The organism is Clostridium sp. CS1-1 (assembly GCF_056135525.1).
Genome location: NZ_CM148680.1, coordinates 3104698 through 3121096, shown reverse-complemented (window position 1 = coordinate 3121096; position 16399 = coordinate 3104698). Strand labels below are relative to the sequence as shown.

The 16399-nt window shown below is 32.8% G+C and carries 14 protein-coding genes; 12 read left to right on the top strand and 2 right to left on the bottom strand.

Features of this window, described 5'->3' with window-relative positions; translation table 11 throughout:
* The first annotated feature begins 21 nt into the window (after positions 1 to 21).
* Positions 22 to 1233, top strand: a complete 1212-nt coding sequence (locus tag AC0N0V_RS14635) for an ABC transporter permease (RefSeq protein ID WP_474458778.1) — start codon at positions 22 to 24, stop codon at positions 1231 to 1233.
* A gap of 295 nt (positions 1234 to 1528) precedes the next feature.
* Here the strand turns inward: AC0N0V_RS14635 and AC0N0V_RS14630 are convergent, their stop codons facing one another.
* Complete coding sequence (locus AC0N0V_RS14630; protein WP_474458777.1) at positions 1529 to 1984, bottom strand: DMT family transporter; 456 nt, start codon at positions 1982 to 1984, stop codon at positions 1529 to 1531.
* A gap of 1044 nt (positions 1985 to 3028) precedes the next feature.
* Here AC0N0V_RS14630 and AC0N0V_RS14625 point away from each other — a divergent pair.
* The 9 genes from AC0N0V_RS14625 (at position 3029) to AC0N0V_RS14585 (ending at position 11141) form a co-directional block, all read left to right on the top strand.
* Positions 3029 to 4558, top strand: a complete 1530-nt coding sequence (locus AC0N0V_RS14625; protein WP_474458776.1) for an NCS1 family nucleobase:cation symporter-1 — start codon at positions 3029 to 3031, stop codon at positions 4556 to 4558.
* Positions 4559 to 4975: 417 nt separating this feature from the next.
* Positions 4976 to 6166, top strand: a complete 1191-nt coding sequence (locus AC0N0V_RS14620) for a CaiB/BaiF CoA transferase family protein (protein WP_474458775.1) — start codon at positions 4976 to 4978, stop codon at positions 6164 to 6166.
* A 74-nt stretch (positions 6167 to 6240) separates the two neighbouring features.
* Positions 6241 to 6687 carry a hotdog fold domain-containing protein gene (locus AC0N0V_RS14615; protein ID WP_474458774.1) on the top strand — a complete coding sequence of 149 codons (447 nt, stop codon included), beginning with the start codon at positions 6241 to 6243 and terminating at the stop codon, positions 6685 to 6687.
* A gap of 33 nt (positions 6688 to 6720) precedes the next feature.
* The gene (locus tag AC0N0V_RS14610; protein WP_474458773.1) at positions 6721 to 7116 is read left to right on the top strand and encodes a hotdog fold domain-containing protein; all 396 of its coding nucleotides are present in this window, start codon (positions 6721 to 6723) and stop codon (positions 7114 to 7116) included.
* Positions 7117 to 7214: 98 nt separating this feature from the next.
* Positions 7215 to 8351, top strand: a complete 1137-nt coding sequence (locus AC0N0V_RS14605) for an acyl-CoA dehydrogenase (protein WP_474458772.1) — start codon at positions 7215 to 7217, stop codon at positions 8349 to 8351.
* 12 nt (positions 8352 to 8363) lie between these two features.
* Positions 8364 to 9152, top strand: coding sequence for an electron transfer flavoprotein subunit beta (locus AC0N0V_RS14600; RefSeq protein WP_474458770.1), 789 nt, complete (start codon positions 8364 to 8366; stop codon positions 9150 to 9152).
* Positions 9153 to 9170: 18 nt separating this feature from the next.
* Entirely contained in the window at positions 9171 to 10172 is a 1002-nt protein-coding gene (locus tag AC0N0V_RS14595) for an electron transfer flavoprotein subunit alpha/FixB family protein (RefSeq protein WP_474458769.1), read from the top strand.
* 55 nt (positions 10173 to 10227) lie between these two features.
* Positions 10228 to 10872, top strand: a complete 645-nt coding sequence (locus AC0N0V_RS14590) for an ATP-binding protein (protein WP_474458768.1) — start codon at positions 10228 to 10230, stop codon at positions 10870 to 10872.
* Positions 10873 to 10976: 104 nt separating this feature from the next.
* Complete coding sequence (locus AC0N0V_RS14585; protein ID WP_474464545.1) at positions 10977 to 11141, top strand: YvrJ family protein; 165 nt, start codon at positions 10977 to 10979, stop codon at positions 11139 to 11141.
* Positions 11142 to 11206: 65 nt separating this feature from the next.
* On the opposite strand, the gene AC0N0V_RS14580 is transcribed toward AC0N0V_RS14585, so the two are convergent.
* On the bottom strand, positions 11207 to 13666 hold the full coding sequence (locus AC0N0V_RS14580; protein WP_474458767.1) for a DUF5050 domain-containing protein: 2460 nt from the start codon (positions 13664 to 13666) through the stop codon (positions 11207 to 11209).
* Positions 13667 to 14276: 610 nt separating this feature from the next.
* Between AC0N0V_RS14580 and AC0N0V_RS14575 the strand changes: the two genes are divergently transcribed.
* Complete coding sequence (locus AC0N0V_RS14575) at positions 14277 to 14891, top strand: hypothetical protein (protein WP_474458766.1); 615 nt, start codon at positions 14277 to 14279, stop codon at positions 14889 to 14891.
* A 686-nt stretch (positions 14892 to 15577) separates the two neighbouring features.
* On the top strand, positions 15578 to 16327 hold the full coding sequence (locus tag AC0N0V_RS14570) for a hypothetical protein (RefSeq protein WP_474458765.1): 750 nt from the start codon (positions 15578 to 15580) through the stop codon (positions 16325 to 16327).
* Positions 16328 to 16399 lie beyond the last annotated feature (72 nt).

Sequence of the window (16399 nt, the reverse complement as noted above, 5' to 3'; positions counted from 1 at the left end):
AGGAGAAAAGGTAGCATAAATATGAATATTAAAGAAAATTTTAAAATAGCAGTTGAAAGTGTAAAAGCAAATAAAATGAGATCTTTTCTCACAATGCTTGGAATTATTATAGGGATAAGTTCTGTTATTGCAATAGTTTCCTTGGGGCAAGGAGGTCAAAGTGCTATTACAGGCGAATTCGAAAAAATTGGTGCAGCATCTGTAAATATCAAAGTAAATCCTCAAAAGGCAGATAAAAGTGATTATATAACTTTAAATGATGTGAAACAGATTAAAGAGCGAATTCCTACAGTAAAATATGTTTCACCTACTTTGCAAAAGCAAGGGGTTGTAAGTTCAGATGTTAAGTCAAAAAGAGCATTTATAACAGGAGTTAATGATGAGTATGTAAATATAGGCAATACAGAACTGTTATATGGTAGATACTTCAATGATGCGGAATATTTAGAGGGAAAGGCATTGATAGTGATAGATAATATTACTTCGAAAGCGCTATTTGGTTATGAAGATTCTACTGGAAAAAGTGTTAACCTAGGTGCTAAAATTTTTCCTAAGAAAGCTACTGTTGTTGGTGTATCAAAAAGTCAGATGGGTATGTTTGGAGGGGGAGCAGATGAAAACATTCCTGCAATGATATCGGCCCCGGCGACATTTGTTCAAGAGTTATACCCAAGTGAAAATCTTATTGACTCTATAGTTGTAGTTGCTGTTTCAAAAGAAGATAGTGAGAATGCTGGAACTGGAGCAATAAATATCTTAGAGAACAGGCATAACAATGCTGGTAGGGAAATATATAGTGCAGAAAGTCTCCTTAAGCAGCTTGATCAAATCAATAAGGTATTAGGAATTTTTACAGCTTTTATTGGAGCTGTAGCTGCAATATCCTTAATGGTAGGTGGTATTGGTGTTATGAATATAATGCTTGTTTCTGTAACAGAGAGAACTAGGGAGATAGGTATAAGAAAAGCAATAGGAGCCACAACCAGAAACATACTTATGCAGTTCTTAACGGAATCGGTAATTATCTCTCTCATAGGTGGTATAATAGGAATGATTATAGGTATTATGGGATCATATTTTATTGGAAGTTTTGCAGGTATAACACCAATAGTGTCTCCAACTGTGATACTAGGAGTTATACTATTTTCATCGGCAGTGGGAATATTTTTTGGAATATATCCAGCTAAAAAGGCAGCAGAGCTTGACCCTATAGATGCTTTAAGATATGAATAAAATAGAGTTATAGACTTACATACCGGGATACATAGATAAACCAATTAAAAGTTAGACTTATTCAGAAGGATATATTGTCGGTTATGAAAGCACATTTAAATACTTTTTTAACGATTCTTAGCGTAGAATTTGAGAAAAGCTTAGAAGATTTGATTGTCTGAGCGTAAGCGAGTTAGCAAATCTTCTTGGCTTTTCTCAAATTCGAGCTTTAGAATCATAAAAAAGTATTTATAGTGCCGAAGAACTGACAATATATCCTGGCGGATAAGTCTAACTTTGGATTTATTTATCTATATTAATGAGTTTGAATAATATAGACACCTATTACTAATAGTACAACACCAACTGCTCTTAATGGAGTTATTTGATGTAATGCTATACCAAATGCTCCAAAATGATCAAAAATTACAGTAAGTAGTAATTGACCGCCTATAACTAAGCTAATCATATTTGCAAAACCTATCTTGGGTGGTGCTAGTATAGTTGTAAACACATAAAATGCTCCGAATAATCCACCAGTCCACATCCACCAGCTTGCACTTTTAAAATTCTCCCAAGTAGGTTTTGCTTGTCCACCGAGGGAGACAGAAATAAAGTAAGCAACGGCAAGTCCAATAGCCCCTATTGTAAAACTAATGAACGAAGTTAAAGTAGGGTCACCAATATTAGACCGAAGTTTTCCGTTAACTGCCACCTGAGTTGCTATACAAAATCCCGAAATTAATGATAATAAGTAGAAAATTGTTTTCATTTTTGCACCTCTTATTTTGAATTGTGATAAATAGTTCTAATAATTTGAGTATAACATATTTTGATTAAATTTGTAATAAGTGGGTGAAAGAAGAAGAAAAGCCCTAAGAAAAGTTATACATAATTAGTTATTTTTGTATCAGCTGACGATAAAATAAATTTTATCAGTCAGTTATTTTTTGTTTTATATGATAATAAAATATATCAATGTAATACTTGTATTAAAAAAGTATTATAAAATATGATTAAGGAGGGATTGCCAAAGATCCGACTATGCAATCAAAAATAGACTAATTATTACTATAGTTAATCTTTAAGTAAAAAGGTGGTGAAATAAAAAGAAAAATAAAGATGTTCTACTCTTAACACATTAATAGTAGCGAAGTGCTTACAGAAATGAAAACGTTACAATTAAATCTAATGAGAGATTACAAATCAATGTCATATTATGTCCATATCTTCGACGGATAGAATGCTTGATATATCCATTGAAAAATCATTTAAAATGATAATTACAATTTGTAGCTACAGGCTTAAAATTTCTTCAATAACAAAAAACAAGAACTCTATTTATAGTACGGGAATGCTCAGGTCATAAGTGTTTAAAAGATAGATTAATAAAACAAACCTATTGAATTATAAATAAAATTTGTAATGATTTTTAGACAGAATAAAATTCGTGACGTTTTAGATATTGCAGGTTTGGTAGAAGTAACATTAAGTATTAATTTAACAATAAGTTAAGACCAGTTACGAAGCCGCAAAATTAACTTTGAAGTACACTCTATCGAAGAAAAGAAGCACATAAAGTGAAACTTGAATCAGATGGGATTTTAACTCCACCTGATTATTAGTTGAACCAATCCAGGGACGTAGCCGCTCGAAACGTACTGTTTAAAGAACAGGGAGTATTAGAGCGGGTAGTCATCGGATAAAGTAAAGATTAATATATACAAAATATGATGATTTAAGTTGGAGATCAATAAAAAGACGTACTTGAACTGCTTAAATAAATTTAATAAAAATTTTCAGGGAGAGTGTATATATGTCTAAAACGATAAAAACTCAAAGAGAAGTCAATGGGCTTTATGAGATGACAGATGCAGCTGTGGATAGCGTAAGGACTAGTAGATACTATAATGATGATTTAGCAGCTACAAAGATTAAACAAAGAACTTGGAGTACTTATAATATTACAGCACTTTGGGTAAGTATGTGTCTTTGCATACCGACATATATGATGGCAGCTGGGATAATGGCTGGAGGACTTACGTGGTGGCAAGCACTTATAAATATTGCCCTTGGAAATTTAATAGTTCTAATACCGATGCAGCTTAATTCACATGCAGGAACAAAATATGGAATACCATATCCTGTATTTGCTAGATTATCTTTTGGTGTATGGGGTTCAAACATTGCAGCTATGGCAAGGGCTATAGTAGGTGCAGGCTGGTTCGGAATCCAATGTTGGCTTGGAGGAGAGGCAATAAATACAATTTTATCTACACTAATTCCAGCTTGGGGCAACTGGCACAGCGGAGTTTGGGTATCATTCTTCTTATTTTGGATTTTAAATGTTGCTATTGTGTACAGAGGACCAGAAACAATAAAATTTATGCAGGCATGGACTGTTCCAATACTTGTAACAGTATCCTTAGCACTTATGTTTTGGGCTTATACTTCTGTAGCTGCAATGGGGAAAGGTGTTTCAGATATATTAAATATGCCTGTGGCTAATAAGCCAACTTCATTTTGGGTAGTATTTTTAAAGAGCTTAACTGCCAATATAGCATTCTGGGCAACGCTAGCGCTTAATATACCTGACTTTAGTAGATTTGCAAGAAGTCAAAAAGATCAGTTTAGGGGACAGTTATTTGGATTACCTTTAACAATGGTTGCATTTTCTTTCGTAGGGGTATTTGTTACAGGTGCAACTAGGGTGCTCTATGGAGAATTTATTTGGGATCCTGTTCAAGTTATCACTAGAATGGACAGTCCCATAGCAGCAATTATAGGTTGTTTAGGTATAATGATAGCAACTACAAATACTAACGTAGCAGCTAATGCTGTGGCAACATCAAATGATATTTCTAACCTTAATCCTCAAAAGATATCATTTAAGAAAGCAACTATTATTACTGGCGCAGTAGGTGTAGCAATTATGCCTTGGAAACTCCTATCCAGTGCATCAGCTTATATATTTGGATGGCTTGGAACTTATGGAATACTTTTAGGGCCACTAGCAGGTATATACATTGCTGATTATTATATTCACCGTAAAAAGCTAGTAGATGTAAAATCTTTATTTGCTGCAGGCAGCGGAAGATACTGGTACAAAAATGGATTAAATCCAAAAGCAATATATGCATGGATATTAGCAGCGATAATCCCTATACTAGGAAAATTTATACCAAGCTTAAGCCTAGTAGCTGATGGTGGATGGATTGTAGGATTTATACTAGGAATGATTATTTATACTTATATGATGAAAAGCGATAAAGATTCTTTACTTTCACCTGAAGAAAATGGGGAGATTACAGAGGTTGATATGACAAATGTTGAGGAAGATGCTTAAGTTTAATATGTAAACTTTAAGGTAGCATAAAGGTTAGTATACTTTTTATGCTACCTTTTAGCTATAGTTCTGATAATAATGAATTAAAGAACCCATTACGTTCATTTTCTACTAATAGTTATAACGAGTATATAGTATATATTGACCTAAGTGAAAATTTTTTCATTATTTTTGTGAAATAAACTTCACAATATAGATAAAAAGTTCACATCATAGTAAATAAAATCAGCTGTTAAAAGAACTAAATGTATTGGCACTCAATTTGCTATAACAGTATTTGGGGGAAATACTTATAGCATATTGTTAATTAAGTGCAGATATTTGTTAATATTTGCACAAGTTATGTTCTTTTTTACTAAAAAAGAACATAAAAATTATTTAAATCCAGAAAATTAATAAAGAATAGGGGATGATTTAATGGGAAAAGCTTTAGAAGGGGTAAAAGTGCTTGATTTAACACACGCGTACAATGGACCATTTTGTACTACTCTTTTAGCAGACAATGGGGCAGAAGTAATTAAAATTGAGAGTCCAGCAGGAGATCAATGTAGAACATGGGGACCAATTGACCCCAAAAGCGGAGAAAGCGGTTTCTATGCTTTCTTGAATAGAAACAAAAAAGGAGTCACCCTAAATTTAAAAACTGAAGAAGGTAAAAAAATATTTTTAGAGATGGTAAAAGATGCAGATGTAGTAGTAGAAAACTATAGGCCAGGTGTCATGAAAAAGTTAGGTATTGACTATGATAACTTAAGAGAAATTAATCCTAAGATAATATTAGCTTCAGGGTCAGGATTTGGTCAATATGGACCTATATACAATAGACCTTGCTATGACATAGTAGCTCAATCTATGGGAGGTATGGTTAACTTAACAGGGTTTCCTGATGCTCCTCCAGTGAAGGTTGGCCCATCTGTAGCTGATAACGTTACTGGTATATATTTATGTGTAGGTGTTTTAATGGCTCTTTTCAATAGAGAAAGAACAGGAATGGGACAAACTGTAGATGTAGCAATGTTAGATACAATATTCTCTATTTTAGAAAATGCTATTGTAATAAATACAATGACAGGTGAAGTTCCACAAAGACAAGGAAATATAGATCCGTCTATAGCTCCTTTTGATGTTTATAAAGTTGAAGATGGTTATGTAGCCGTAGGGGTTGGTAATGATAAGCTATGGTCTAAGTTCTGTAATGTAATAGGAAGACCTGATTTAATAGATCATGAAAAATTCTTAACTAATGACTTAAGATGTAAGAATTATGATCCAGAATTAAAAAATATTATTGCTGCATGGGCTAAGGATAAAACAAAGAAGGAATTAGAAGATATGTTTGATAATGCGGGGATACCATGTGGACCAGTTTTGGATATGAATGAAGCTATTAATCATCCTCAAATTCAAGCTAGAGAAATGATGGTTCGTATGAATCATCCAACTATAGGTGAAATGTATTTCCAAGGAACACCGGTTAAGCTTTCAAGAACTCCAGCTACAATAGATACACCAGCACCGTTACTTGGACAACATAATGAGGAAGTGTATGGAAGACTTGGAATAAGTAAAGAGGATTTACAGCGTATGAAGGAGGATTATGTAATTTAAAAGTCTATGAAGGTCTAATTATAAGCAAAAACTTTAGTGCGATAAATCGATAAAATTTTAGGAGGTAAGTTTATATGAGACAGGAGTCAATATTAAGTTACAAAATGACACCAGCAGATGCAAATAATCTTGGAGATGTAGTACCAGTAGGAAGACAGTTAGACATTTGGGGAGATGCTGAAACTGAGCTTATGATTTTAAATGATGGGGATGAATCCTTATGTTTAGGATATCATGATGTTAAGTTTTATCACGAACTTTATGTTGGGGATCAGGTTGATTTTAAGGCAACTATGGTTAAGGTAGGAAATACCTCTCGTACTTGCAAGCTTGAAACATATAAGATTGCTACACAAGCAAAGCGTAATGGAAAACCAGATGCAGCGGAAAATGAAGTTGATGTTTTGGACCCGCCAGTATTATGCGGAGAAGGTTATTCAATACTTGTAGTTAAGAAAAACCTTCAAAGGGGAGCTCAACCAGATGGTATAGTAGAAGATCCATGGGCAGAAGTAGAATAATAATTTAATTAAAGATGATTGGGGGAAATAATAATGGCTTTTGAAAAACCAGAAAGAGATTGTGAAACTAGAATGCGTTTAAGAATGTCAACAAAGGATGTTTTTTATGGTGGTGGTGTAGTAAACGGTTCCCGTTCAATAACTTTAATGGGAGATGTTGCTACAAGAATAATGATTATGAATGATGGCAATGAAGGAAAATGTATAGGCTTTGATAATATAAGATTGTATAATTCTATTTTTGCAGGAGACTATCTTGAATTAGTAGGTAGACTTATCGGAGTCGAAGGAAATAAAAGAAAGATTCAATGCAGAACTTTCAAAGTAGCATACGATCCACAGATTTTTGAGCAACCAAGTGCTATAGATGTTTTAGAAAAACCAATTTTGTGTACAGAGTTTATAGCCACTTATGAGTCTACAAAGTAAGGTAGAGAAGAAGTAGTTCTAAAAGTTAATATTTCAGAATAATATACTGGACAGTGGACAATTGTCGACTGTCCAATTGATTTTAAGGAGGGAAGTAAATGGGGTTCAATTTAACGCAAGAACAAGAAATGATATTAAAAACAGTTAAAGAATTTACTAAGAATGAAATTGCACCAATTGCAGCTGAAATAGATGAGACGGCAAAATTTCCAAGAGAAAATTTAAAGAAAATGGCTGAATTAAATATGCTAGGTATGCCTTTTCCTGTAGAATACGGTGGAGCAGGACAAAATGAATATGTGTTTGCTATGTGTATAGAGGAAATAGCAAAAAAATGTGCTTCAACTGCCGCAATTTTAGCTGTTCATAATATACCTGGCTGGATTTTAATGAAATATGGAAACGAAGAGCAAAAGGGAAAATATTTGAGACCATTATTAGAAGGAAAGCAAATAGGAGCTTTCGCGTTAACTGAACCTAATGCTGGTACAGACTCAGCTAGCCAAAATAGTAAGGCCGTTCTAAAAGGAGACAACTATATTTTAAATGGGCAAAAATGCTTCATAACAAATGGTGGAGAAGCTGGCATATACATTGTTCTTGCAATGACTGATAAATCAAAGGGTAATAAAGGAATAAGTGCCTTTATAGTTGAAAGAGGCTTTGAAGGGTTCTCTATTGGAAAGAAAGAAGACAAAATGGGAATAAGAGCTTCTGATACTTCAGAATTAATATTTAAAGACTGTGTTATTCCAAAGGAAAATCTTGTAGGAAAAGAAGGACAAGGCTTTAAAATTGCTATGCAGGCTTTAGACGGAGGAAGAGTTGCTATGGCTGCACAGGCAGTAGGTATTGCACAAGGAGCTATAGATGAAACTGTAACATACTTAAGACAAAGAGAGCAGTTTGGAAAACCTTTAGCTGTATTTCAGGGACTTCAATGGAAGCTTGCAGATATGGAGACAAGAGTAAATGCTGCTAGACTCTTAGTATATAATGCAGCAGAAAAATTAGATGAAGGTAAACCAATGGGTAAGGATGCTGCTATGGCTAAACTATTTGCCTCAGAAACTGCGATGTACGTTACAACAGAAGCAGTACAGCTTCATGGTGGCTATGGGTATATGAAGGACTATCCAATGGAGAGAATGATGAGAGATGCAAAAATAACTGAGATATATGAAGGCACCTCAGAAGTGCAAAAGATGGTTATTTCAAGAAGTATATTAGGATAAGAGGTGAGAGATATGAATATTATAGTTTGTATAAAACAGGTTCCAGATACTAACGAGGTAAGAATAGACCCAGTAAAGGGAACACTTATAAGAGAAGGAGTTCCCAGCATAATAAATCCTGATGATAAAAATGCTCTAGAAGAAGCTTTAAAAATCAAGGATAAATATGAAGATGTTACTGTAACGGTATTAAGCATGGGCCCACCGCAAGCGGAAATTGCCTTAAGAGAAGCTTTATCTATGGGAGCAGACGAGGCAATTTTGCTTAGTGACAGGCAGTTTGGTGGGTCTGACACCTGGGGAACTTCTGTAATACTGGCTTCTGCTTTAAAGAAAATAGGTAATTATGACATAATATTCTGTGGTAGGCAAGCGATAGATGGTGATACTGCACAGGTTGGACCAGAAATTGCGGAACACTTAGATTTGCCTCAAATTACTTATGTAAGCGAATTAGAAATAAAAGATAGCTCGGTAATAGCAAAAAGAGCAATTGAAGATGGCTACTACGTTATAAAATCAAAGATGCCTGTGGTTTTAACTGCTATTAAGGAATTAAATGTTCCTAGATATCCTTCTATTAAGGGAATATATAGTGCATTTAGAGAGAAGAAAATCACAGTATGGAACATAAATGATATAGAAGTAGATAAAAGCAGCATAGGACTAAAAGGTTCTCCAACTAATGTGAAAAAGTCCTTTACTCCTTCTGTCCAGTTTAAAGGAGAGATTATTACAGGAAATGTAGAAGAGGCTTCATGTGTACTTGCAGGAAAAATCAAAGAAATTGGACTAAAGTAACAGAAGGAGGATAGAGTTATGGATATAAAGGATTATAAAGGCGTATGGGTATTTGCTGAACAAAGAGAAGGAAAAATATTAAATGTTTCCTTTGAATTACTTGGAGAAGGAAGAAAGCTAGCAGACAAATTAAATGTAGAGCTTACAGCAGTTTTATTAGGAGATAAATTAGATTCATTATCAAAGGAATTAGTGCAGCATGGAGCAGATAGTGTACTTTCTGTAGAAGACAAATTTTTAGAAGTATACACCACTGAAGTTTACACAAGAACAATAACTAGATTGATTGAAGAAAGAAAACCTGAAATAGTTTTAATAGGAGCAACTTCTATTGGCAGAGATTTAGCACCAAGACTTGCAGGAAGAATAAAAACTGGATTAACAGCAGATTGCACAAGCTTAGACATAAGTGAAGAAGATAAAAATCTTTTGATGACAAGACCAGCCTTTGGCGGAAACATAATGGCAACAATAGTTTGCACATCTCATAGACCACAGATGTCAACTGTAAGACCAGGGGTAATGGAAAAAGCAAAATTTGATTCAAATAGAAGCGGAAAAATTGAAAAAATAGCTTTTGAGTTAAGAGAAAAGGACAGGAATACAGAAATAATAGAGATTATAAAGAAAAACAAAAAGCAGGTTTCACTAGAAGATGCTGAAGTTATAGTATCTGGTGGAAGAGGCTTAGGAAATAAAGAAGGATTTGAGCTTATTCAAAAGCTTGCAGATGCCCTAAAGGGTGAAGTCGGTTCTTCCCGTGGTGCTGTTGATGCTGGTTGGATTGACCAAAGCCATCAAGTAGGACAAACAGGAAGAACTGTTAGACCAAAGCTGTACATAGCTTGTGGTATATCGGGAGCTATTCAGCACTTAGCTGGTATGAATTCAGCAGACTGTATAGTGGCTATAAATAAGGATAAGGATGCACCTATTTTTAAGATTGCCCACTATGGAATTGTCGGGGACTTGTACGAGGTTATACCAAATCTAATAGAGGCTTTGGAGAGAGAAGATTAAAAATAGTATTTTGTAATAAGATCTAATGGAATAAGTTCTGTTAGGTCTTTTGCTTTTGATAAGGAAAATATTCATATATCAAGACATAATAGTTTTCTGTAAGTGTAAGGAGGTGGACAAAGCCTCTGTTCTATGGAAAAACTCAGGCTTAGAAAAAGAGAAAAATAGGCTTACCTTTGGTAATTATAAGGTTTATAACAACGTAACAGAAAAAGCTAAAGAGTCAGCTAGGGGGTATTTTAAGAGTTTTAAGGATATAAGAGGAACAAGGAAAAACAGTATCGCATTTTTAGGACAAGTAGGTTCAGGAAAGTCTCACTTAAGTTTTGCGATAGGATTAAATCTACTAGCTAAAGGAATCTGTGTAGTTTATATGTCTTACAGAGATGAGATTTTAAGATTAAAGCAGAATATTTTAGATGAAGAGTTTTATGCAAGCTCTATAAGAAGGTACAGGCTTGCGGAGGTACTTATTATTGATGATTTATTTAAGGGGAAGATTAATGAGAGTGACCTAAATATTGTGTTTGAGATAGTAAATTATAGGTATATGAATAACCTGCCTATGATTATTTCTTCGGAGTTTACAACGGAAAGACTTCTGCATTTTGATGAAGGGGTAGGGAGCAGGATTATTGAGATGTGCAAGGATTTTATTGTGGAGATTGAGGGGAAGGAGAATAATTATAGGATGAGTTAGATATTAGTTTTTAATAATTACTGCCTACTCTATCTATGGGCCCATATATATTACTTAAAGGGAGTTTCTGTAGTAAAAATTCTTCATAATTGATAAGGATGGCGATGAAAGTGAATACAAACCTTTTAACAACAATAGGTAATTTAGGATTTCCCATAGCGGTGTCCATATACCTACTTGTTAGATTTGAAAATAAGCTAGAAGCACTGACTTTGAGTATAAACGAGCTTTCAGGTATAATTAAAGATATGCTGCGGGAGAATAGGTAACTTAGAAAAGACTGTAGCACTGAAAAAAGAGTAGCCACAACAGTTAGTTATGGCTACTTTAGAGTTTAAGAATGATATTCATACCATGTCAATATACTATAATCGCCATTTTCTATCAATGATCCATTAGGTGAAGAAACCTTAATGTAGTATGTTCTTTGTATAGGCGAATCTGTAGGTAAATCAATTGAAAAAGAAGCAGTTCCATTATAGGAAGTTTGAACACTATAAATTGTATCTCCATGTTCATCCATAAAGGTTATTGTAGAATTACTTCCTATATTAGGTGAGGTGAAAACTACATGTAGATAATAAGGTTTACTAAGTATAGGAGTTGTAGCTTTAAAGTAATCTACATCACTACCTTTAAGATGCCCAACAATTTGTTTTGAATCACCAAAGCCTACAGCTGGATTAAGGTCATTTGCTGAAGATAGGTTATTGTTTGATTCATTTTCATATATAACTGGTATTCCGAATCGCATATTTGAACTTCCATCAAGTCTTATTGCAAAACGAGTGCTGTTATAATCTAGGCAATCATAGAAAATCCAGTAACCAATTATATTAATTCCTGAAGTTCTGTTGTCTGCAAGTAATGTCTTATTAGTGCCGTCTTTGCGTATTTTATACAACTTATCTCCATTAGAACGGTTACTATAATATATCCACTCTCCATAAACATTCAAACTGTTTCCCCAATCTTCAGAGACTTTTGTTCTCTCTGTGCCATCAGTTCTAATTTTATAAATTTTAATTTGTTGACCATTTTGGTTAGCAACACCTTCAGCTGCCAAATAATATATCCAACCATCTACAACATTAATAGAGTATGAGTTATCACTGCTGATTTTTGTTCTTTCACTTCCATCTAATTTTATTTTGTAAATTGAATTACCATCAGATTTATTACAATAGTAAATATAATCGGAAACAATGTTTATATATGACGCTTCATTATCACTTAGTTTTGTTTTGTTTGTGCCATCAGTATTAATTTTATAAAAAGCAGAAGTAGTAGGATCCTTGTAGCTATAGTATATCCAGTCTCCATCTACTACGAAATCTCCACTAGCATCATCGATTAATTTTATTTTTTCAGAGCCATCAAGGTTCATTTTATATACTTTGCCAAAATTGATATAGTAAATATGATCTTTTACAATATTAATGTAGGCTGCGCTATCATCATTTATTTTAGCCATTTTGTTAGAGGAGCTTTCAATTCTGTAAATTTTGTCGTTATCTTCTATGTTTGCAAAGTACAGATTATTTTTGTAATAAGCGAACTTACCACCGGTTCCTAGATTCCCGTTAATTTTCCCCGTTTCTTCTATAACTTTTAATGTCAATTGTATTTTTTTATCATATCCAGCTACAGTACCTTCAAAGGTATAGTTTGAAGGCTTAGAAGTATCAACAGTACTTGAATTCCATTTTATAGGTACAAGTTTAGTAGAGGAGTCCTCAAAGGTTGCAAGTGCAGTAGATGGAAAGTGATAATCTTCTCCTACAAAAGCTAAATCAGATATATCGTCTACAGTAGTGATTTTTAGAAATTTCACCATATCCCTCAAAGAAGTTTCAGTATTTCCATTTATTCCTCCAGTACCGCCAAGTATGTTTAAAGTTTTAGAGTTAACATCTTTCAGGTAGTCAGAAGAAGCCTCCGAAACACTATTATCTATAAGTACAATAGGAGAATTTGAATTAGCAGCAAGTGCACTACCAGAAAGAGCATCTGGAAAGTTTTGAGCAGAAGCCAAATATAGGGACTCAAAGTTTAAGGAATCTTCAAATTGGCTAATTACTTTTATATTAGTTTCATATCTATTCATACCACTCAAACGTATTGGATTTTTTAGTGAGGATTTAATATCAGAACTAATTGCTCCAAGTCCTCCTACTACATAGGAAACAGGTATATCTTTGCCTTGTAAATATGAACTAACTTCACTTGGTAGTGATGCTTTAGAAGAAAGCAAAATAGGCATACCTTTTTGTGCTGCTATAGGTGCAATGCTTAGAGCATCAGGGAAGTTTTCACCTGAAGCTACTACTATTCCATTTTCTGTACCAATCTGCTCTGCAATTCTTACTGAGGTTTCATATCTGTTGGAACCTGCAAATCTAACTGAGTTTATCCCTAAGTCTTTTAGCTGATTTTCCACTTCACTAGAGATTACCCCAGTTCCTCCAATTATATAGGCGTTTTTAGTTTTAAGCCTAGATAGTTCACTAATAACTGAACTTGTAAGTCCATCTTTAGAGGTAAGAATTATAGGAGCATTTTTAGCCTTTGCTAAAGGAGCAGCACAAAGTGCATCAGGATAATTTTCACCGTTAGCTATTACTACATTTTCAGCATTAGACCAGCCATTTTTAAGTATGGATAAGTTTGTTTCATATCGATTTTGTCCATACAACCTATTTACTGTAGGGGAAGCTGCTATTGCTTTATTGGGAATAAGAAAAGAAATCAACAGTACCGAATATAACAGAGATAAAATTTTTAACTTTTTCATTTTTAGGGCCTCCTTTTCTATAAAGTGACGCTCTTCAGACAAGTTGATTATTTAATTTATTACTTACACTTAAAATGTCTTCTGTTTTATTTTATTTTAACTTACATAGCAATAAATATGTATAGCATAAAGTGTGTTTGCAAAGTTGATATCTCTTAAGCCCCGAAAATATCTTGAAGCTGAAAATGTAAGAAGCAAACCTTAAAAAATATCTCACCTACCATTAAATTCTCTAATGTTTATCCTAATATAGATTTGGAGTACAGTATTAGTTCAAATAAATTTAAAGAACGTATCATAATAAAAGACAAGGAAAATAATCCAGTATTTGCTTTTAATATGAATGTTAAAAATCTAGTTCCAGTCTATTGAGTTAAATCAGGTAGAGTTTGGTGTTAGATGGATACTAAGACATTACATATATCCACTCATCATGATTATGATGCGACATAACTATTGAAATTGGAAATAGGAGCAATGCTCTTTGAGAATTGAATAATATGGTGTTTAATTAGACTTAATGAATTAGTTTGAAAATCATGATATAATTACCAGTAAATAATTGAGAATCGTAATTTATGACGAATTAAAGTAGTTAAGGAGAATTAGTATGTGTACAGAAAGAACTGAATCTTGGAGAATAGTAGAATCGAGTGATTTGTCGTTAAATTTTGCTCTTTTTACCGGTTGTTTATATGGATTGATAGATGATGTTGATGAAGTAAGTAATAATAAACTTTGGCCTCCTAAATGTGAGATTAATAAATTAACTGAATCATTATCTTTACTAAAAGAACAATGGAATGAATGGTTTAATTCTATGATTAATGATAGGGGTAAAAAAGTTATTTTAAAACAAGAGTTTGATTTAACGAATAATATGTTCAATCCACCTAGTTTCTCTGAATTTCCATATTATGAATTAAGAGAATACTGTAAAAATTCATGGCAACCTTTTATAGAATGGTGGGAAATGGTTGGTGGAGGCAAAAATGCACTTTCATATCTTGAAGGATTTGGTAATGAAAGAATCCATAAATATATTAATGAGTTTGAAAACATAGTGCAAAGGAAAGTTAAACCATTTAATTTATATATAGATTTAGTATATACAGGCACATCTCAGATTATAGAAGTGAACAGTGAATATATCGTTATAGTTCCAGTTAGACATTTATATTTTGATAAAGATTGGTGGATGAATAAGTTACAACAGATAGGTTAAAAAATAATAAACGAATAAAATTAATGCACAATATTCTTAAACAGTGTCATAGTGGTAAAAGATTATGAACTACCATTACATGAGGTGATAATGTGAATTTAATAAATTATTCTACTGTAAGAATATTGATAAGATAGAATACTATAATTCAGAGGAAATCTTAATAAAGGCAAATTTAGTTGACCATAATGATATCAAAACAATCATATTGTTAATGACTCTTTATATTGGTCAGTTATGGTCCGGTAGTCATCATTTCCCTGAATATGTACTATCAGAAAAAGAATATGTGGATGAACTATTAGACAAATCAAATAAAATAGAAGAATAATATGATGAAACTATATTTTAGCAATGCAGAAGATACCGAAGTTGGGTTAAAGGTAGAGAATCTTGGTCTAACTACGGAACAAATGGTGAAATAGAACAGTATGCATATGAATATTTTCACGAAGATAAGTAATTAACTTTACTTAATAAGTAGAATTTTTAAATACATATTTTTCTTATTTAACGTTACAACTATAAAACCGAACAATTTACTGGAGAACCGTATTATTCAAAATCTGAATTTTATGGTATTTTTATGTCGTACTTCAAGGATTAAGTGTAGCTATTGTAATATTTAATTTTTGTGATAGCTACAGAATCTTGATTTATAACTAGGAAAAAGAGGGAGTAATACGATGAAAAACACGTTAAATAATATAACGAAAAAGGATATCCTAGAAAAACTAAAATCTACATGGGACATAAAAAAACAGTATTGGTATCCACTTGAAAAATGTAGAAGGGATGATGTTATTTCTTTTGATTCAGATTATATTAATAAGGAAACAAAAATAAGTTTAATAAAATCAATTTTAAAAGAAAATGGTGTAGTCAAGTTATATGAATTTAGGGAGCATGGATTAACATATGAGATAGATAATATTTTAAATTATAGCTTATGGCAAAGTGATGATTATTTTATGTATAATGAAGGATTTTGGTTTGATGACACTATGAACTGGATAATATATAAGTCTCATGAAGAAAGTATTACATTTGGTGGAGGATGGCTTATTAGTAAATTAAAAGATGAGTGGAAAGATTGGGGTAAAAACTTAAAGTGGGACACCAAAAATAAAAGTATGAGTTTTGTGAAGTGCCTTTGTAAGGAAGAAACTTATAATTTAATACTCGAAGCAGATTTTTATACAGATCCAATTTGGTGTGAGAAATGTGGTTGTAATCTTAATTTGAACGATATTCTTTTATCAGAAGAATTAAAGCATGAACTAATGAATTGGGTTAATGATTATTCTAAAACAGTACTTGATGAACGGGAACATATCTATGAAATTTCACAGAATCACAACAAAAATGGTATGGAGTTATTAGAGAAGGTACAAAAGGAACTTGGTGATAGATATACTATTTACTACGTTTCTTAAGATAGTTATTTTAAAGAACGAAATATTCTTAAAGGTTGTATTAATCTTGAATTTTGCGGTTAATACAACCTT